The organism is Acinetobacter sp. ABJ_C4_1 (genome assembly GCF_044538495.1).
GTDB classification, from domain to species: Bacteria; Pseudomonadota; Gammaproteobacteria; order Pseudomonadales; family Moraxellaceae; genus Acinetobacter; species Acinetobacter nosocomialis_A.
Map to the genome: position 1 here is coordinate 1 of NZ_JBIUCQ010000017.1, position 19672 is coordinate 19672.

A 19672-nucleotide genomic window follows, 5' to 3' on the forward strand; every position below is an offset into this window, starting at 1 on the left:
AAATATGACATTTGATGCTTAAAAATTTGTCACGGTATAACCAAAAATTTCTAAATAATTTTAATAAACAAACATAAACATATGATAAATATAATAATTTTAATATTTTGCATGCCATAAAATAAAGTTAAGGATATTTTTCACCATTTATTTTTTATATTTTACCGAATGATAAAAAAATACCACCCAATAGATAATAAAAATAAAAAAACCTCTTGTGATAATAAAGTTAATTATTTACCAAATGTTATATTTTAAAAAATTTTATTAAAAACACCATTAATAATTAGATTAAAAAAATAACATTCAAAAAAATATAGCAATTTTTCTTCTTGTTTTTTCATAAATGTATATTTAGATTTAATTAAGATTATTTAAAATCATATTTGTATTTTATGAATACAGTTTAAGCAAAATTAAATTTTACTTAACACTGCCTATAATATTTTAAGGAGAAAGTATTATTTCGATCAAATCGTGTGACATTTTAAATCAATTATATCTCTGTACTTAACCATAAAAATCCACCCAGCGTTAACTCATATTCAGCCAGGAAAGATTAAAAAACTCATGAAACTTAAAACAAATTTTTCGCATCTCGCTTATAGCTGTGCATTGGTATTATTCGGTTCTATGCAATTTGCCCATGCTGCACCTTTACTCACGTCTCATATCACAAATGAAGTCAGCCCTGCACCTACAGCAAATGCATGGATTGAAGTTGACACTCAAGCTTTTGAAGATAATATTAAAAGGACAAATCAATTACTTAATGGCAAAACACAACTTTGTGTAGTCATGAAAGCAAATGCATACGGCCATAGTATTGACCTACTTATGCCGAGTGTGATGAAGTTAAACGTATCGTGTATTGGTATTACCAGTAATGCAGAAGCGGCGATGGTGCGTAAGCATGGCTATAAAGGCAAAATTACACGTTTACGTACAGCAACTGATAGTGAAATCATCAATGCACATGCGTTAAATATCGAAGAGCTTTTGGGGAATTATGATCAGGCTGCCCGTATCTCTAAATGGGCAGAAGCGAACAATACAACTGTACATTATAGCTTGGCTTTAAATTCGGGTGGTATGGATCGTAATGGTCTTGAAATGTCTACAGCTCAAGGTAAAGAACAAGCTGTTGCAATCACTAAGCTTCCAAATCTTAAAATTGACGGCATTATGACCCATTATGCTGTAGAAGATGAAAAATATGTTCGTGAGCGCCTAGCTCAATTTAATGAACAAACAGCATGGTTGATTAAAAAAGCCAAACTGAATCGTAAAGAATTAACATTACATACGGCAAATTCATTTGCTACCGTAAATGTTCCTGAATCACATTTAGATATGGTCCGTGCAGGCGCAATTATTTATGGAGATTTTCCTAATCACCCTGAATTTAAACGCATGATGGCATTTAAAACACAAATTGCTGCAATTAATAATTACCTTAAAGGTTCAACTGTAGGTTATGACCAAACTTATACGTTGACACGTGATTCTAAACTCGCAAACTTGCCTGTAGGTTATTCGGATGGCTACCGTCGTAGTTTTAGTAATAAAGCTTTTGTCTTAGTCAATGGACAAAAAGCGCCAGTGGTTGGTCGAGTATCAATGAATACTGTTATGGTTGATGTAACAGATATTCCAGAAGCCAAAGCGGGCGATGAAGTTGTATTATTTGGACGTCAAGGCAATGCTGAGGTTCAATCTAGTGATTTAACGAGTCTTACAGGCCATATTTTGACAGAGGCCTATACTCCATGGAGTAACTCTAATCCACAAGTGATTAAACCTATTCAATCTCAGCAATCAACGCAAATCAGTAATCATCAAGTTACAGCAACCACTGAGTAAACTTTAGGTGAATTAATAAGTAGCCCTATATTTCAAAAAGTATCGGGGCTACTTTTAGTATGACCATATCTCTTAATCTATTACACCCTACTTAAATTCTTATATAAAAAAAGAGCATTTTCATGCCCTTTTTATTTTTATTTAGTCTTTAGCTTGCATGCTTAAAACTATCAATTTGCTTAATTTCATAAGGCAAACCGACATAATTTTCAGCCAATGTGGTTTTACCTGCAATTGAACCCAGTACATAACTCAACTCGGCTTGTTTAATCTTGTGATCGAACTCACTTTCAGTTTCAAAACGATGCAATAAATGAGTCATCCACCAAGAAAAACGCTCTGCTTTCCATACGCGTTGTAGGCATTTTTCAGAGTATTCATTTATACCTTGTTCGGAACCTTCGGCATAATATTCAATAAGTGCACTTGATAAATAAGCAATATCAGAAGCCGCGAGATTTAGCCCTTTTGCTCCAGTCGGTGGAACAATATGCGCAGCATCACCTGCTAAAAATAGTTTTCCGAAACGCATTGGCTCGGTCACAAAGCTACGTAACGGCGCAATACTTTTCTCAATAGAAGGTCCTGTCACTAACTTTTCACGGCTTTCGGGGTCTAGGCGTTTTTTTAACTCATCCCAAAATTTTTCATCCGACCAGTCTTCGACGTGATCTGTTAAAGGGACTTGTAAATAATAACGGCTACGTGTCTCTGAACGCATACTGCATAAAGCAAATCCACGTTCTGATTGTACGTAAATGAGTTCATCGGCTACAGGTGGCACATCGGCCAACACCCCTAACCAACCAAACGGATAAACTTTTTCAAAGGTCTTAATTTTATCTTGAGGCACGCTGGCACGACATACGCCATGGTAGCCATCACAACCAGCAATAAAGTCACACTGAATTTGAAAGGCTTTACCTTGGTACTCAAACTCAACTTTTGGTGAAGTGTAAAAATCTTTTACTTGTACATTTTGAGCTTCATAAAATGACTTGAGCTGCTCCGCTTCACGTGCAGTCATTAAATCTTTGGTGACTTCGGTTTGACCATATACGGTCACTTGTTTTCCACCCGTGAGTGCAGCCAAATCAACCCGATGTAACTCACCATTGGTCAAGATTTCGATGCCCGAATGTGGTAATCCTCTTTCTTTTAAGTTTTGGTCAACGCCTGCTTGTTTCAGTAAATCGACCGAAACTTGCTCTAAAATTCCTGCACGAATCCGTGAAGCCACATATTCAGCACTGCGTTGCTCAACAATAATATGATCGATGCCAGCTTTATATAGAAGTTGCCCAAGCAATAACCCTGCTGGTCCAGAACCAATAATTGCAACCTGTGTCTTTAAAATATCCATAACTTCATCCTTGTTTCATCCTGACTTTTAAATTACTGGCTTTAAGTTTTGTTCACTATGTATCCAAGACGAAAATAACCGTTTATCATTTAGTTTGTCCGAATAGCGGACAGAAACGATCAAAATAACAGGAATGAATGGATGCCTTCTCTCGATGCTTTTCTAGAGCACCCGAACTCGCATGAGAAAATACGTCAAGATGACTACATTGCAGGATTAGCAAAAGGCTTGGCTTTACTGGAAGCTTTTGGAACAGATCGGCAACGGCTCAATGTCACTCAAGTGGCTGAGCGAACCGGTATTAGTCGTACCGCGGCAAGGCGTTATCTAAAAACTTTAAAATACTTAGGCTATTTAGAAACCGATGAACATTACTTTTGGCTCACTCATCGCGTGCTGCGCTTTTCGAGTTCTTATTTAAGCTCTGCCCACCTGCCTAAAGTTGCTCAGTCATTTTTAAATCTTTTGTGTGCGCAGACATCACTTACTTTTTCAATTGTGGTTCTGGACGATAACGAAGTGGTGCCGATTGCCCGTAGTTATTTACCACAGCAAGATAATTTGCGTGTTAGCCCTTATGGTATGCATTTGGGAAACCGACTGCCTGCCCATGCCACTTCCACAGGTAAAGTATTGTTGGCAGCACTACCTGAAGAAGCCCAACATACGTGGGTAAAAAATTACGGTTTAAAACGCTTAACGCCTTTTACCATAGTAGATGAGTCAAAGTTTTTTGAAGTGCTTAAGGGTATTTCATTATCGGATTATTGTCTTTCCAAAGAAGAACATGAGCTTGGCGTAATTGCGATTGCAGTGCCCGTATTTAACGCCCAAGGTCAAGCCATTGCTGCGCTTAACTGCATGTCTCAAACCAACCGTGTACAAGAAGATTATTTGATTCAGCAAATTTTGCCACTGCTACGCAACACGGCAAATGAACTCAGAAATGTGATTTAAATGGACTTAGAAACTCTTGTGATCAATTAGAGCTGCAAGAGTTTCAACCATAATTTTAAATAGCGGATTCTTTAACTTGCTGACTTGCCAGATCTAATGCATTGCTGCGATAAGCCTGCATGTCTAAGCCTTCTGCATAAATAAAATCGACGTCATGAATACCCATTAGCCCTAACACCGCTTTGAGATAAGGCGTGACTGCCTCAGTTTCTTGGCCGACATGAATACCGCCCCGACTACTTACCACCACCGCTTTTACCCCTTCAACCAAACCTTGAGGATAAGTTTCTGTGTAGCGGAATGTTTGTCTTGCTCGTGCCACTAAATCAAACCAGTTTTTGAGTTGAGTCGGTACATTTAAGTTGTACATGGGTGCACCAATCACGAGTAAATCAGCATTTTTTAATTCAGCAATTAACTCATCAGACAAAGCAACGATTTGTTTAATGTCTGGTTTGTTATTTTCAGCCCCACGAAGCGCTTGGAAAATTTCCAGATCTAATACTGGCAGGTTCATTTCAGCTAAATTGCGTATGGTAATGTCATCTTGCAAACCTTGGTCTTTTCGATGTTCAAGCATTACATCAATTAGGCGATTAGTTTGTGAACCCTCACCCATAATGCTGGATTTTAATACCAATATTTTAGCCATGACTGTCTCCACGTTTTTGATGAAGCCATATTAACTCCACAATAAATTCAACAGTGGTGATATTATTTCTTATCATTGGTTCCTTTTAGGCAACAATCATGCAACATGAACTCAGTGCAATTTCTATATTTGTGACTGTGGTCGAAGCTGGAAGTTTTATGAAAGCTGCCGAGCAATTACATTTAACTCGTTCAGCCATAAGTAAAAATATTGCTCGACTTGAAGATCAGCTTGGTGTTGCTTTATTTAAAAGAACAACACGTTCGCTCAGCATGACTGACGAAGGCGCTTTGTTTTATGAACATAGCCGTCGAGCGTTAAGTGAAATACAAAATGCGGCGGCTTTATTAGACCAAAGGAAAATTAACGCAACAGGCCGTTTGCGAATGTCTGTGCCAGTGCTATTCGGGCAACTCTTTGCTGCCCCGCTCATGGTTAAATTTGCTCAACAGCATGCGGACTTACAGTTAGAAATTTCATTTAATGATCGGACTGTCGACTTGGTCGAAGAAGGTTTTGATTTGTGTATAAGAATCGGGGCATTGTCTGACACCACTCAGCTCGTTGCCAAACCGATTGGCGAACATCGAATGCTACTTTGTGCCTCACCTGACTATTTAAATAAAGCAGGTCCCCTAGAACATATTGAGGACTTAGACCATCACGCCACGATTGCCGACCCGCATTTTGGTCAAATGCAAAAATGGCGACTTCAAAAGGAAAATAGCGAGCCTTTATTTATTAAACCTAAAGCAAAACTTCTTTTGAATGACTTACAAGCTATTAAAAATGCAGCGCTTGCTGGAGCTGGTATTGCGTGGTTACCAGATTGGCTCATTCAAAATGAATTGCATGAAGGAAAGCTTATACAAGTGTTAGAAACCATGTCGAGCATTGCTTTTCCGATTCATTTGGTATGGCCTGCGCTGCCTTTTATGCCACTCAAAACCCGTCTTGCAATTGATTATTTGGCGCAGCATTTACCGTCTGAACTGAGCAAACAAGCTTAAAATAAAAGAGGCCTCGTCCACTTGAACATGGCCTTTTTGTGCAGCCATGCTTGCTTTGCGAATGTCATAATGTATATAGATCAAACTCAATATTTTTTTTAGAAAAAAGCCACATCCAAAGATGTAGCTCAATAGAGTTTACTCATCGTTCAATCGAAAACTTTCAAACAAACTAATCAGCTTTCTCTTTTTTAGAAGAAGGCCCCAAAGCCATACTCGAAAATACGCCATCGCGATAAATCCATGCATGTAATAATGCAGCAGATAAATGACCAATAACGACAGCAAATAATAGCCAAGCCAAAATTCCATGTAATGTACGGAACCAAGCGTAAAGCGTAGAGTTGGTTGGTGCTATAGGTGGAAGGTCCCAACCCGGAAATAAAGTGACAGGCCAATTACCTGCTGATAGCGTTGCCCATCCGAGCAATGGCAAAATAAACATCAAAATATAAAGTAGCCAATGTGATGCATGAGCAAGAAACGCTTGCCAGCGCGGTACAGTCGGCGGCAAAGGTGGAATTGGATAACAGAGTCGATTTATTAATCTTATGATGACCAATAGTAAGATTGCGATTCCTAAAGGACGGTGAATATCGATTAACCATGGACGCCAAGTCATTGAGGTGGTCATTCCTACCCCAATAAATAGCATAGCTAAAATTGCTGCCGCCATAAGCCAATGCAGTATTCGAGCAGTTAAATTAAAATGACGTGGAGCATTATCGTTAGATTTATTTTGCATTGTTCAGCTCTCCTATTTGCCCACAGCATCCGTTGCTTTGCCAAATCCAATTTCACGTAATCGGGCATTGTAAGACTGTGAATAGATAGCCGCTCGTGCTGCGAGTACTGGATCATCTGACAACTCAATTCCCGGTGGCACCAAAGTTGGATCAAAGTTAATATCACGACAAGCGCCATTTACCTGATCAGTCACATTTTTGACTTCTAATGTTCCGGCTATAACTTCTTTACGGTCTTTTGGCCAAGGCTGAGATGGGTCATTCACTGGGTCTTCTGGCTCGGCAAGTTGCAAAACTAAATCCCAATAGAGCGGTCCTTCAGCCAAACGTTTTTTGATGTCTTTAAATAAGAAATCATGATCAGCTTGATCACGTTGTTCTTTGGTCAGACTAATAAATTTTGAATGAGGACGCATAGACCAACGGACTGGCTGTTCTTGTCCATTGGCGGCCCGCAATATAAAGGCATTTACAACATAAAATTCTGCACCGCTAAAACTACCGGTTAATGGCATTTTTGCCTTTTGCTCAATAGATTTACGCGCTTCGGGATATTCTTTTAAAAACGCCTCAACAAGGGCTGGATCAGGTTTACCAGTAGACGGAACCGGTTTAAATGCTTTTTGCTGCGCCAAAAAACCTTCAGCATTTCGCGTCGGGAAATAAGGAAAGTTGTTTAATTTCATGCGCCACTGCGAATGATCGGCTGGAGAAAGTAATAAAGCCATACTCACTGTTGCGGTAGAATTATCTGCCGCATGCGGATTACCGCTTCCAATAGAAAATCGGCCAATTGCTGGTATATCAGACTTAGCAAATACAGTAGCTTTAGAAAGTGCTACTGCCGCACCATTACTATGGTAAGTGCCATCAAAACAAATACCTTTACCGTGTGCACGTCGATATCCGGGATCAAAGTTTTTTAATGTGTCACCCAAAAAAGTTTTGGATGTTGTTCGATGTCCAAATAGACCAGCGGTCCAAGCAAATGCCAATACTAAAGCGCCTGCGATTACAGCAATACCCACGAATCGCAGCCAGTACTTCTTTAGAGTTTTAAAATTCAAATTATTCATTCTTCATCCTGTGTAAATTATATAGCTGCATTTATAAAGAAAAGTTTGATCCTATAAAAAGAGTATTACTTATATTGATGGAATTATGTTCAAGATTAGCTAAGTAAATAAAATCCCGAAATTTCTGAATCTAATAGTGATAAGCCTTAATATAATATTTATTTCTGGCTATATAAGTTACGTACCGTGAGGTTAGTATTAAGTTTATTAACATTTGAATAGAGATAAATAAAGCGAGGTGATCCTTTTACTGGCGAAAATAATTGATTACATGGGCCAGATATAACTTATAAAAGCTAAAAAAGAGGCCGAAGCCTCTTTATTTTTATTGCAATCAAACTCAGTCATCAATCATAGCGAACTCTTGTTCAGGCGTGCCTTTCACCAAATGATGACGGCTATATAACAAGTAATAGAGTATAAATCCGACATAAATCAGCGCGGCTAATAACCAAACTTTTGGATTCACCATTAACCCTGCCACTACAGCAACGGCGGCAAGAATCAAAGCGATACAAGACGTCCATATTCCTCCAGGCGTTTTATATGGGCGTGGTAATTCAGGGCGAGACAAACGTAATTTAATATGTGAGAGCATCATCAACACATAAGAGATTGTTGCACCGAATACTGCCATTAAAATGAGTAAGTCCCCCTCACCTGTTAAAGACAGTAAAAAGCCAATAATGCCCGGAATGATAATGGCCCAATATGGCGCTTTATTTTCATTGGTAAGCGATAAGTTTTTTGGTAAATATCCTGCACGTGACAATGCAAAGATCTGGCGTGAATAGGCATAAATAATTGAGAAGAAACTTGCGACAAGACCCGCAAGACCTACAAAGTTAACAAAGCTTGCCAACCATGTGTGCTGACCATATACCGCAATGAGTGCATCAACTAAAGGTGCTCCCGAATTTTTTAAAGCATTTGAACCCGCTGCGCCTGCTCCTAAAAATAAAATTAAAAGTGCAAACGATGCCAATATCAACATTGAACCAATCAAGCCACGTGGCAATGAACGTACTGGATCTTTTGCTTCTTCGGCTGCCAGGGGTACCCCTTCAACTGCAAGAAAAAACCAGATGGCATAAGGTACTGCGGCCCATATTCCCATATAGCCAAACGGTAAAAAGCTACTCGCACCTGCATGAGAACTGACTGGAATATCAAATAAGCGCGCACTGTCAAAATGTGGAAGCATCGCGACGATAAATACGACCAGTGCAATACAAGCAACGGCGGTAATTCCAAACATGATTTTAAGCGCTTCACCTGCACCTTTCAGATGAATGCCCATAAAAACCAAATAGCAAATTAAATAAACCGCCCAGCCGCCAATTCCAAAGAGTGATTGGCAATATGACCCAATAAATACGGCAATAGCGGCAGGTGCAATTGCATATTCAATTAAAATCGCAGTCCCTGTGAGGTATCCACCAAAAGGACCAAATGCAACACGGGCAAAACTATAGCCACCGCCAGCAGTGGGCAACATGGTTGACATCTCAGACATCACAAAGCTCATGCAAAGATACATAAAAGCGACGATGACTGTTGCAATAAAGAGTCCTCCCCAGCCGCCTTGTGCCAGCCCAAAATTCCAACCTGCAAAGTCACCCGAAATGACGTAAGAGACACCCAGCCCCACTAAAAGTAACCAACCTACTGCCCCCTTTTTTAACTGACGTTTTGCAAAATACTCTGCGTCCTGTTGTAAAGCACCAACATCCACGCTTAATTCAGATTCTTTCATTGTCGTATTGCCTTATCGACCAAATTTACACCACCAATAGTTGCGCAAAAGATATTCATAAAACTTGACAGCAAAACATCTCCCCGACCACTTGAAGTCAAGTTGATTCATTTTTTCTTTTATAAGATCGACGGCATCTCAACACGAAACGTGTTTAAAAATTAAATTGAGGAGATGGGTTATGTCTGTAGAACAAAATGAATTTTTAAGCCAAGTTCAATTACAAATACTGGCAGAACAAGCAATTAAGCAGTATCCATCAGACTATCAAGGACAGGTCAAACTACTGTGTCAGTCTGAAAATGCAACCTATCAAGTTTCGACTGGGTCTGCCCGATATGCACTTCGAATTCACCGTCCGAACTACCACAGCAAACTCGATATACAAAGTGAGCTTGAATGGTTAGATGCTTTAAATGCCAGCGGTATTCAAGTCCCTGTTGCGATTGCAGATCAATCGGGTGAACGCGTCATTACCTTGAAACTATCGAATGATATTTATCGGTATGCAGTTCTTTTTAACTGGGTTGAGGGCGACATGCCAACCGTTGAAGTTGACCCCACTGCATTTGAGCAATTAGGACAAATTACCGCAAAGTTGCACGTACATAGTAAGACATGGCAAGCGCCTGAAAACTTTCAACGTATTGTGTGGAACCATGAAACCATGGTTGGTGCAGATGGTCACTGGGGAAACTGGAAAAATGCACCTCATTTAAGACCACAAGATCACGGCGTAATTGAAGAAGCCATTGCACAAATTGCGAAAGATTTAAATTTCTTTGGCAAAACTCAGGAACGCTATGGCCTGATTCATGCTGATTTGCGTTTAACTAATCTCTTACTACAACAAGAACGTATCGGCGTGATCGACTTTGACGACTGCGGAATGAGCTGGTTTATGCATGATCTCGCCGCTGCGATTAGCTTCAATGAACATTATGCAAATGCGCCTCATTGGGTTGATTACTGGTTAAAAGGCTACGAGCGCGTAGGTCATATTCAGTCTGAAGAATATGAAATGATCCCGACTTTTATCATGCAACGCCGCATTCAAATGATGGCTTGGAATGGTTCTCACGCACAAACAGAAATGGCTCAAAGTCTTGGAGATCAATGGTCCAATGAAACTGTGCGTCTCTGTAAAAAATATCTAAACGGACAAATGCCTGTCGGAATTTGAAAAGTGATTTAGATCGCTTTTCTTCATTTTCAATTTTTAGTTTTTAAATTTTATAGAGTTTAAAGGAAGGGTTTATGCAAGCTACCCATCAACTGAGCAAAGTTGCCAAAGCACTATTACTCACCAGTAGTCTGGCAAGCATGATTGCTCTAAGCGCATGTAACTACAACCCTGTACAAAATACATCTCCCGCAGTCGCTATTCCCAAAAAGGAATATATCCAAAAAGGTCAATGGGACGCTTTTAACTTTGACCAGCTGAATCAATTAATTGCTACCTATGGAAAAGATAGCCCAAACTACAATCCTGACAAGCGTCCCTATATTGTCACTGACTTTGACAATACCTCGGTATTTTTAGACATCGAAGAAGCAACTTTAATTTATCAGCTTGAACATTTAGCATTTAATGTCACGCCAGAGCAGCTTAATCAGATTATTCGTAAAGGAATTAGCTCGCAAAACTTTGAAGCAGCCTACAACAACCAGCAAGGCCAAGCCGTCAATATTGATAAAATTGCCCCAGATATTATTGCCAGCTACACATGGCTTTATCACCACTATAGCGGTCTAAAAGGCAAGCAAAGTCTGGATCAAATTAAACAAGATCCGCATTATCTCGATTTCATTACTAAAATGAGATATCTATATGCGGCAATTGGAGACACCTTTGATCATGAAGTTGCATATCCGTGGGTCACTTATTTATTTACTGGGCTTACCGAACAAGAAGTCCGTAATTTGGTAAAAGCAACAGTGGCTTGGCAAATGCAGCAACCGATTGGACCCGTGACATGGACCTCTCCCGCAGTACTTTCGGGCCAAGCAGGCGTTGTGAAAACCACTTGGGAAAATGGTTTAAGACCATACCGTGAAATGCAAAATCTATTTAAGGCCTTTCAGGACAATGGCATTGATGTCTATGTCTGCTCGGCATCTTTTATTGATGTGATTAAGGAAATTATTTCTAATCCAGAGATCGGCTATAACATTAATGAAAAAAATGCCTACGCCATGGAGCTAGAACGTGATGCACAAAATCGAATTTTACCTGAGTTTCGTCATGGCTATGCGCAAACTCAAGGTAAAGGCAAAACCGCAACCATCCAGCGTTTTTTAGTCTCTAAATATGGTTACGGGCCAATTTTTATCGCCGGTGACAGTGAAGGCGATCAAAATATGATGCAAGATTTTGCAGCGACTCAGAAGGTTCTAATTATTAATCGATTGCGCAGTCCGAGTTCTGATATTGGAAAGTTTTCTCAGCAGGCTGTGCAGAGTTATGGTCAAACCAATACTAAGTTTTTACTACAGGGCCGCGATGCCAATACAGGTCAATTTAGACCTTCAATGGCCAGTTTAAGTTATGGTACGCAAACAGCGAAAACTACAAAAAATTAGTATTTCACTTATTTTCTCATGCCTACAATACATGTTGTATGCATGAGAAGCCGCTTAATTTCTTGTTTTAGTTCTACCCTGTTTGCCTATCTCTAATGCATTTTCTGCCTTCTTTTAGTTCGCTACCCAACGTTAAATACAACTCTTGATCTGTTCTTAAAGAATCAAGACTGAAACTTAAAACAGCAACACATAAGTCATTATTTTATAAAAGCTTTTAATAAAACAAAATCATGGACGCAAGCAAAAACTGGTATGGCTTTTGCTTAATATAAGAATAGTAGGAATAAATATCATGAGACTTGACATGTTACATCTCAACCCAGCTCATCTTGTCGATTCAAATATGTGTAATCAAGGTGTATTGTCTGCAGCTGCCTCTGGATTAAGCGAGTTTATTCGTCAAAAAGGTGCAGATGTTGATCGCGTTTTAGGTATTAGTGGTATTAATCCTGAACTTTTAATTAGCCCAACTCTAAGCTTACAACTCCCCAATTATTGCAAGGTGCTAGAACAGGCAGCGCTGGTTTCTGGTTGTGATAATTTTGGCCTGCACTATGGTCAACAGTTTCAACCGAAATCATTAGGGCTCATTGGGTACATTGGTCTTTGTTCAAACACATTAGAGTCTGCACTCATGAACATGACCAATAACTTTTATTTGCATCAGAAAGATACCCTTAATCGAATGGTAGATTTAGGAGATAGCTGGCGCATAGATTATCAGGTTCAGCACGGCGCGATTTTAACTCGACGCCAAGATGCAGAACTCACCATGGGTATGTTTATGAATGTGATTCGTGAAGTGATGGGTCCTCATTATTCACCACGCGCGATTCACTTTGAGCATACTCGACCTGAATTCTGGCAAGAACACAGCAAATTATTTAACGCGCCTGTTTATTTTGATCAACCTTTTAACTCCATCCTCATTTCAAAAAAAGACGTCCAACATACTATGCCGGGCCGCGATTCTATTTTATTAACAGTGATTTTAGATACGCTGCTATTACTCAATCGTTCTTCACCAAGTCAAAGTCTTGCAGATCAGGTGCGCTCTCACATCCAACTTGAACTGAGTGAAGGTGAACCAAATCTTGAAAAAATCGCGCATGATATTGGTTTAACCAGTTGCACCCTTACCCGCCGTTTAAAAAATGAAGGACTCACCTTCACCCATTTAGTCGATCAGGTTCGTTGTGAGTTGGCCGAGCATTATATTAAACAGAAAAATATTCCAATTTCAGAAATGGCATTCTTATTAGGTTACTCAGAAGTAAGTGCTTTATCTCGTGCATTTAAGCGCTGGTTTGGTGTTACACCACGTCAATTAAGACACTAAAACATCGTAAATACAGGCCTTTAAATAAAGGCCTTTTTATTATTTAAGTTCGAGATAACGTCTAAAGACACATAAGATAATTACACAACAAAATACCCCTCAAATTAGATTTAACATCCAGTTTGAAGGGTATTTTTTATAGAAGGTCTTACTTTAATTTTGTTAAGGCTTGATCCAAAGCGCCAACTAACCAATCGATATCTTTTATTTGGAAAGCCAAAGGTGGGCGCAGTTTTAATACATTGCCATAAGGACCTGCAACTGATGTCAAAACTCGATGAGTATTTCTAAGCTCTTCAATAAGGTTCAAAGCCAATGCTTTATTCGGCTCTTTTGTGGCTCTATCTTTAACCAGTTCAAACCCTATAAACAAACCAGCGCCACGGACATCACCGACCATCTCGTGTTTGTCCATAAGTTTAGTGAGTTCTTTGAGAAGTAGCCCTCCCACATATTTACTATGGGTTTGCAATTCTTCTTCCTGAATGACTTTAAGTACAGCCTGTGCCGCTGCCATAGAAACAGGATTACCACCAAAGGTATTAAAATATGGAATTTTATCGCTAAAAGCAGCAAGGACTTCACTCTTGGCTAAAAGCCCTGACACTGGAACTCCATTACCCATTGGTTTACCTGTGGTAATAATATCAGGCACAACATTGTGACGACCAAAGCCCCAGAAAGAATCGCCAGTGCGCGCAAAACCCGGTTGTACTTCGTCAGCAATAAAAATACCGCCATTGGCATGCACGACATCAACCGCTTTTTGTAAGAACCCAACTGGATTAGGCATCACACCGTCAGAAGAGAATATTGAGTCCGCTAAAAAACCTGCAAACTTGATCCCTTTTGCATTCATATCGTCAATTTGCTGTTGAATCTGCTGCGCAAACCATGTGCCCAAATCATCAGTTTGAACCCGATAATAATCAGGTGCTGGAACTAGACGAGTTGTAGCATCTAAAGGCTGCTCAGTTCCAAGCGCTGGAGAGCATCCTGAGGTTAAACTACTGGTTCCATGATATGACTCTTGAGACACAATAATTCCTGTACCACCGCTATATTCACGTGCAATACGAATCGCTAAATCATTCGCTTCAGAACCTGTACACATATACATGGCACGGTCAATTTCATCGGGAGTGGTTTGTAAGAGTTCTTCGGTATAATCCAAAATATTTTCATGTAAATAACGGGTATGCGTATTGAGCATTTTCATTTGCTCATTTACCGCTTCAATCACCGCAGGGTGACAATGACCAATGCTGGCAACATTGTTGTAAACATCTAGATATTGATGACCTGCTGCATCCCATAAATATTGCCCCTGTCCTTTCACCAGATGCACGGGATTACGATAAAACAAGCGATAGGATTCACCTAAAATTTTATTTCTTTTATCGGTCAGTTTGCGGGTAGCATGGTCCAGCTCAGCAGCATGTTCTGGACGAAAGCTATTGGTATCCATAATGGTTGAACGCGTACCCATGAATGACTCCTCTATTTATATTCAGCATACTTTTGCGCGAGACGATGTGACGTAGGCAACTCATACGCTGATTCGAAATATTTCAGTATTTGATTGAAGTTACGCAAACCATATTGCTGAAGTATCTTTAAAAAAACTTGACCTCAGACCACTTAAGCCACAATTTGAAGTCAACTTATTGCTCTGTTAGTGCAACGCTCAAAGCTCATCTAATCGCTATTTATCATTAGGGCTGATACTTCCCGTAATTGTGGGCTAAAGTTTCTAACAAAAGAATTTAAAAAATAATCCAACACTACATCTCTTTCCTCCAAACCTTGCGAGCCTAAAACCTGTAGTAGTAAACCATCTATCAGGTTTACCACCATGTTGGCATCGAATTGTGGCTCGCAGATTTCACCGCTAAAAATCAGATCAAAAATTTCATGGCGCAGCCACTTTCGATATTCAACCGCCATACGGTAAGCCTGCGGATGAAGCAGTTTTATTTCAAAAATGGCTTTCAGTAAAAGGTTATAGAGGCTGTTTAAATGTGTATGTAAAACGATAATTTCTTTGAGTTTATCTTTTGATGTGTAGTAACGGTTTGAGTAAATGATGGCAAGCACTTCTTCTCTGAGTAAGCTTTTTTGAAAGGCGATGCACATTTCGACTAAGCGCTCTTTTGAGCCAAAATATTTATAAAACGTGGATTTGGTGATTTGGGCTTCTTTAGCAATCAAGTCTACGCCTGACGTGTGAAAGCCACGGGTGGTAAAGAGTTGAATTGCGGTTTGAATAACCTGTAGTTTTTTGGAAGAGATTTCTAAATTTCGCATAATTTTTCCGTTTTAAATTCTTGTTGTTTCTGCATGAGATAAAAAGCCTGTGCCCTTTTTGGGAGAAAAAAAGGCACAGCAAAGCCGTAAAGACTGTGCTTGGCACATCTCAAGTTTTGTTGTTGCTAAGTTTTAAGTAAAAATGACTTTAAGCCTGAAAACCTTGGGTCGTTCAAGCTGCTTTAATTTTTAAGCTGTGTCGTTATAGCTTTTGGCATTGATAGCCAAGAAATAGTGGATGTGCAAAGCCAACTCCTTTTTATTGGGAGTTCTGCCGACATGAATAGAAATTATGGTGGCAGAACGGAAGAAGGTTCGCGGACTGGTACAACAACCAGCACACCCGAAGGTGTCCCTCTCCCGTCCTACCGCTACGGGAGGAGACGAGGAGATGCTCACACAAAATTATCCCTCAGAAAGGAATAATTCTGATGCTGTTGTACTCGGTCCGCGACGACCGGCTGGTAATGTGACCAGCAGGCAAAGAATAGTGCCCAACCCTTTTGCAGTCAAGCACGCAAAATGCCGTTTGTTTTAAATTAAATCATTAAGAAAGTAAGGCTAAATAATGAGGGAGTTATTGTTAAGTCGGGGATTGTAGATGGGTGTAACTTTGTTAAGTTATCGCGAAAGAATACCTTATACTAGATTTCATCTTATTCATTTAGTTGTTAGCCCATTTTACTCTTTTGAAACTATTTTTAAAATTATATAAATCACTAATACTAGCAAAATGCTCATTATATTCATTTAATTTTTACGTCCTTATAAATTAATTAAGTGTTCCTTCAAATAGAATTTATATTTATAATCCCTCCACACAGGAAAATTCTGAATTTCAATTAAATATCAGAAATGTAAAAAAGATAAATTACTAATGACATGAGGAGCATAAGATATGAGCAAAAACCATCTTTCCAGCATATAAAAAACTCTAGCACTTAGTTAATTATTAGTTTGATTTTAAAATAAATTATAGAAGTAATGACAGGATACTCTGAATTATTTCCAAGGTATGAAGATGAAAAGAAATTACTTAAATCTAAACATTTACAATGGGATGGTTAGTTTTGAAAATTTAGAATTTAAAAAAGATGATACAAGTTCATATACAGGAGCTTTTGATTTTTTTATTAATTTTTTGCAAGAAATAGATATACCAGAAAAAGATTTAAAGGGTAAAAATCAAGTAATAGAAAAGCTAGATATATTAGTAAGGATTATCAACAATCTTATAAATTTTAAAGAGAAAAATCACAAACTAGATGAAAAACTTTTATTTATACTTTCCATTATAAATAAAAGTTTTAATAAGTTTATTGAGTATGATATTAGTATTACTGAATTACTAAGAGAAGTTAACACAACTCTTGAAAATGAATTATCTGACATTTTCAACAACTATCTCAACTCAGATTTCAATTTATTTACCTTTAAACAACTAAGCAAAACATCTTTAGAGGAAAAATTAGAAAATTTAAAATTAAAAGAAGAATTAACATCTATAAAAAAATATTATAGCGACAATTTAGTTAAACTCAATAAAATTGAAAATTCAAATAAAAATCAATCTAGTGCTGATATTTATTCAAAAATTGAAAATGATTTTAAAAAGTTAGAAGAAAAATATAGATTTTACTTTTTCACTTTTGTTATCTTAACTTTTATGTTTACCGTAGGTTACAACCCATTAATAGGAATATGGGATAATATATTAGGCTTATCTTGCAGCCTATCAATAAATACAAGTACTAACTGCTTAACTCTAAATAACCAAATTTTATATCCATTCAATGGAAACACATTAAAATATATTATCTTTAAATTTGCAATTTTATTGGTCGGGATCACTCTATCAACATATTTCTTAAAACTCACAAGTTTCTATCAATTAAGACAAGAGCAAGCAAAACAGACAAAACTTGAATTAGAAGCCTTTCCCGACTATGTTTCAGGAATGGACCAAGATGTTGCCAATAATATTCGAAAAGAACTTGCACTAAAATACTTTGGTAAAGATGTAGATAAAACACAAATAGATAAATCTGGAGATTTATTACAAGATCAAATGAAGATAAATACCGACATACTTAAAGCTACTATAGATTTATTTAAGAGCACAACATCAGTAAATACTAAAGATGATGATACTAAGATGAAAAATCCCTCATCATCATAGCTAAATATTAAATTATTCTTAATAACAAAGAGTAATTTTTTATAGCTTTTATCTATGTCAACTGATAAATACCAAGGTTAAATAAACCTATAGCTAATCATGTTAGATACTTATTTAAAAAAAATAAGCCTGTCTTAAGACAGGCTTATTCATAATTAAGATATAAAGATATTTTTAATTTCAAATTGACTTAAAATCTTTATCAAACATAGTTATAGCATCTTCAACTACTGGAAGTAAATTTTCTAAATTAAATTCTCGAGATAGATGATATTCACGACGCTTTATACTTTTTAATAAAAAGTATTCATTTGCAGATTGCCAATATTCATCATTCACCATTTCTTCAGATATTGTTGACATGGCATAAGGTTGAGAAACACCATTAACACTTATTTGATGAAAAAGGTCACAAAAAGCTGCCAACTTTTTGTCCATAGTTACAAGCCAGCAATCTTGTTTTATATTATCTAATAATTTTTTATCCATCGCATTTGTTACATGTAATAAATGAATATCACTCGCTCCATTAAATGCTATTTGCTTAATTTGATTTATGTCTACAGCACGTTTATTTTTGTATTTTACGGAGTTCTCTCTAATTTTTTGACAGAACTTTTTAAGTTTTCCTTCTTGAAGGTTTGTTGTATTAAAAAAACAATATTTGGCTACTTCAATTTCTGTGGCACTTAATAGATCAACTTTTTCTTCTAGTAAATCAACATAAGCTTTAAATTTTTCAATTGGAGTACCTGAATAACAATACTCAATGTAATTCAGATAAAGAAAGTTAAGATAAGGTAATACAAATGCTAACTTTGCTTCTGTGGTTAGATCGACAAAGCCATAGTCGCTACTAAAATCCGTATAAGCTTTACGTGTACTATTAGGTGTATCTACAAAATTTGGTAAATGTACTGAACAAAAATTTTCATAAAAATCCATGGAAATTTTGGCTTTTTGAGGAGGCATTTCTTTCAATGCAAACCCTGGAGATAAACAAACACTATAAGGATTACATTTTTGAAGCAATTTAATTAAATTATCTAATCCATTTTCTTTAACCGAGCTCCACTTATTCCCCGCTTTAACGACACGTTCCATTTTGATTAAGATATTAGAATCCAAGACCAATGTAGTCTCAATACCTTGTTTTTTATTACTATTTATTAAAACAGGATCTAATTTTGGTATATTCAAGCCTAGGTGATTCGGTTTTATAAAGATTGCCTTGTTTTCGTTCATTTAAATTTACCTAAAAATATATTAAGAAAATATAAATTAAACAAAAAACTTTTGGAAAGAAAGTATAAGAAATGCTCTGTGCGACAGTATGTGACGCTTCCTTTAATGTATCATGCTAATCTTATACAAATTATTATGTAATATTTAAAAATATGGAAAGAAATGAATACCAAGAAGATAAGTATAGAAAATTCATTTACTCGAGTAAAAGACGCATTCAGCGAAGAGTTCTACAATTAGAGAAACTTACGGCCGAGGCCATTCATAACTATATTCATCTCAACTACAAAGATGAATGGTTTGAAAGTAACTTTTCAATTTTAAGTTGTTGGAAATTCTCTAAAAAAGACTTTGATAACATTGACAAATTTTGGTGTGATGCCATTTATTTTGAAGACTTCCATATAGAAAAGGAACGAGTATTTACTTTTAATGGACACGCATGGATTGGCTTAGCAAGCAATGTTGGATCAGAATGGAAAGTACCAGTCTCAGGAAAATTTTGTATCAGTTCGAATGGGAAAACTTTAAAAAGCTATATCTTAACTTTTTACAATGAAAGTCAGGAATTGGTTTTATCAAAACGGAATTAA

Annotated in this window: 16 protein-coding genes; 8 read left to right on the forward strand and 8 right to left on the reverse strand. The window is 37.4% G+C overall.

What is annotated here, in order from left to right; translation table 11 throughout:
• Positions 1-570 precede the first annotated feature (570 nt).
• A complete protein-coding gene (alr, locus tag ACIF8R_RS16285) occupies positions 571-1863 on the forward strand; it encodes an alanine racemase (protein WP_396481950.1) in 1293 nt (430 codons plus the stop codon).
• A gap of 148 nt (positions 1864-2011) precedes the next feature.
• Here alr and pobA read toward each other — a convergent pair whose 3' ends face one another.
• Positions 2012-3226, reverse strand: coding sequence for a 4-hydroxybenzoate 3-monooxygenase (gene pobA / locus ACIF8R_RS16290; protein ID WP_396481952.1), 1215 nt, complete (start codon positions 3224-3226; stop codon positions 2012-2014).
• Positions 3227-3367: 141 nt separating this feature from the next.
• Between pobA and pobR the strand changes: the two genes are divergently transcribed.
• The gene (pobR, locus tag ACIF8R_RS16295; RefSeq protein ID WP_396481954.1) at positions 3368-4183 is read left to right on the forward strand and encodes an IclR family transcriptional regulator PobR; all 816 of its coding nucleotides are present in this window, start codon (positions 3368-3370) and stop codon (positions 4181-4183) included.
• Positions 4184-4238: 55 nt separating this feature from the next.
• Here pobR and ACIF8R_RS16300 read toward each other — a convergent pair whose 3' ends face one another.
• Complete coding sequence (locus tag ACIF8R_RS16300; RefSeq protein WP_396481956.1) at positions 4239-4835, reverse strand: NAD(P)H-dependent oxidoreductase; 597 nt, start codon at positions 4833-4835, stop codon at positions 4239-4241.
• Between the two features lie 98 nt (positions 4836-4933).
• On the opposite strand from ACIF8R_RS16300, the gene ACIF8R_RS16305 reads away from it, so the two are divergent.
• On the forward strand, positions 4934-5845 hold the full coding sequence (locus ACIF8R_RS16305) for a LysR substrate-binding domain-containing protein (RefSeq protein ID WP_396481958.1): 912 nt from the start codon (positions 4934-4936) through the stop codon (positions 5843-5845).
• A 172-nt stretch (positions 5846-6017) separates the two neighbouring features.
• Here ACIF8R_RS16305 and ACIF8R_RS16310 read toward each other — a convergent pair whose 3' ends face one another.
• The 3 genes from ACIF8R_RS16310 to eat form a co-directional block, all read right to left on the reverse strand.
• Positions 6018-6590 carry a cytochrome b gene (locus ACIF8R_RS16310; RefSeq protein WP_396481960.1) on the reverse strand — a complete coding sequence of 191 codons (573 nt, stop codon included), beginning with the start codon at positions 6588-6590 and terminating at the stop codon, positions 6018-6020.
• A 12-nt stretch (positions 6591-6602) separates the two neighbouring features.
• Entirely contained in the window at positions 6603-7667 is a 1065-nt protein-coding gene (locus ACIF8R_RS16315) for a catalase family peroxidase (protein ID WP_396481962.1), read from the reverse strand.
• 340 nt (positions 7668-8007) lie between these two features.
• Positions 8008-9423, reverse strand: a complete 1416-nt coding sequence (gene eat, locus ACIF8R_RS16320; RefSeq protein WP_069122716.1) for an ethanolamine permease — start codon at positions 9421-9423, stop codon at positions 8008-8010.
• 181 nt (positions 9424-9604) lie between these two features.
• Between eat and ACIF8R_RS16325 the strand changes: the two genes are divergently transcribed.
• The 3 genes from ACIF8R_RS16325 (at position 9605) to ACIF8R_RS16335 (ending at position 13348) form a co-directional block, all read left to right on the forward strand.
• On the forward strand, positions 9605-10606 hold the full coding sequence (locus ACIF8R_RS16325) for a phosphotransferase enzyme family protein (RefSeq protein ID WP_068614093.1): 1002 nt from the start codon (positions 9605-9607) through the stop codon (positions 10604-10606).
• Between the two features lie 74 nt (positions 10607-10680).
• The gene (locus ACIF8R_RS16330) at positions 10681-12006 is read left to right on the forward strand and encodes a haloacid dehalogenase-like hydrolase (RefSeq protein WP_396481965.1); all 1326 of its coding nucleotides are present in this window, start codon (positions 10681-10683) and stop codon (positions 12004-12006) included.
• Between the two features lie 307 nt (positions 12007-12313).
• Positions 12314-13348 (forward strand): AraC family transcriptional regulator, encoded by a 1035-nt coding sequence (locus ACIF8R_RS16335; protein ID WP_396482033.1) that lies wholly within the window; start codon positions 12314-12316, stop codon positions 13346-13348.
• 148 nt (positions 13349-13496) lie between these two features.
• On the opposite strand, the gene ACIF8R_RS16340 is transcribed toward ACIF8R_RS16335, so the two are convergent.
• Positions 13497-14837, reverse strand: coding sequence for an aspartate aminotransferase family protein (locus ACIF8R_RS16340; RefSeq protein ID WP_396481967.1), 1341 nt, complete (start codon positions 14835-14837; stop codon positions 13497-13499).
• A 209-nt stretch (positions 14838-15046) separates the two neighbouring features.
• Entirely contained in the window at positions 15047-15655 is a 609-nt protein-coding gene (locus ACIF8R_RS16345) for a TetR/AcrR family transcriptional regulator (RefSeq protein ID WP_396481969.1), read from the reverse strand.
• 1021 nt (positions 15656-16676) lie between these two features.
• Here ACIF8R_RS16345 and ACIF8R_RS16350 point away from each other — a divergent pair.
• Positions 16677-17834 carry a hypothetical protein gene (locus ACIF8R_RS16350; protein ID WP_227819253.1) on the forward strand — a complete coding sequence of 386 codons (1158 nt, stop codon included), beginning with the start codon at positions 16677-16679 and terminating at the stop codon, positions 17832-17834.
• A gap of 180 nt (positions 17835-18014) precedes the next feature.
• Here the strand turns inward: ACIF8R_RS16350 and ACIF8R_RS16355 are convergent, their stop codons facing one another.
• Complete coding sequence (locus ACIF8R_RS16355) at positions 18015-19079, reverse strand: hypothetical protein (RefSeq protein ID WP_396481971.1); 1065 nt, start codon at positions 19077-19079, stop codon at positions 18015-18017.
• A gap of 152 nt (positions 19080-19231) precedes the next feature.
• Between ACIF8R_RS16355 and ACIF8R_RS16360 the strand changes: the two genes are divergently transcribed.
• Positions 19232-19672 (forward strand): hypothetical protein, encoded by a 441-nt coding sequence (locus ACIF8R_RS16360; protein WP_396481973.1) that lies wholly within the window; start codon positions 19232-19234, stop codon positions 19670-19672.

Bases quoted from the DNA above. Each gene is read 5' to 3' on its own strand.
- alr (WP_396481950.1), top strand. From the start codon at position 571: ATGAAACTTAAAACAAATTTTTCGCATCTCGCTTATAGCTGTGCATTG.
- pobA (WP_396481952.1), bottom strand. From the start codon at position 3,226: ATGGATATTTTAAAGACACAGGTTGCAATTATTGGTTCTGGACCAGCA.
- pobR (WP_396481954.1), top strand. From the start codon at position 3,368: ATGCCTTCTCTCGATGCTTTTCTAGAGCACCCGAACTCGCATGAGAAA.
- ACIF8R_RS16300 (WP_396481956.1), bottom strand. From the start codon at position 4,835: ATGGCTAAAATATTGGTATTAAAATCCAGCATTATGGGTGAGGGTTCA.
- ACIF8R_RS16305 (WP_396481958.1), top strand. From the start codon at position 4,934: ATGCAACATGAACTCAGTGCAATTTCTATATTTGTGACTGTGGTCGAA.
- ACIF8R_RS16310 (WP_396481960.1), bottom strand. From the start codon at position 6,590: ATGCAAAATAAATCTAACGATAATGCTCCACGTCATTTTAATTTAACT.
- ACIF8R_RS16315 (WP_396481962.1), bottom strand. From the start codon at position 7,667: ATGAATAATTTGAATTTTAAAACTCTAAAGAAGTACTGGCTGCGATTC.
- eat (WP_069122716.1), bottom strand. From the start codon at position 9,423: ATGAAAGAATCTGAATTAAGCGTGGATGTTGGTGCTTTACAACAGGAC.
- ACIF8R_RS16325 (WP_068614093.1), top strand. From the start codon at position 9,605: ATGTCTGTAGAACAAAATGAATTTTTAAGCCAAGTTCAATTACAAATA.
- ACIF8R_RS16330 (WP_396481965.1), top strand. From the start codon at position 10,681: ATGCAAGCTACCCATCAACTGAGCAAAGTTGCCAAAGCACTATTACTC.
- ACIF8R_RS16335 (WP_396482033.1), top strand. From the start codon at position 12,314: ATGTTACATCTCAACCCAGCTCATCTTGTCGATTCAAATATGTGTAAT.
- ACIF8R_RS16340 (WP_396481967.1), bottom strand. From the start codon at position 14,837: ATGGGTACGCGTTCAACCATTATGGATACCAATAGCTTTCGTCCAGAA.
- ACIF8R_RS16345 (WP_396481969.1), bottom strand. From the start codon at position 15,655: ATGCGAAATTTAGAAATCTCTTCCAAAAAACTACAGGTTATTCAAACC.
- ACIF8R_RS16350 (WP_227819253.1), top strand. From the start codon at position 16,677: ATGAAAAGAAATTACTTAAATCTAAACATTTACAATGGGATGGTTAGT.
- ACIF8R_RS16355 (WP_396481971.1), bottom strand. From the start codon at position 19,079: ATGAACGAAAACAAGGCAATCTTTATAAAACCGAATCACCTAGGCTTG.
- ACIF8R_RS16360 (WP_396481973.1), top strand. From the start codon at position 19,232: ATGGAAAGAAATGAATACCAAGAAGATAAGTATAGAAAATTCATTTAC.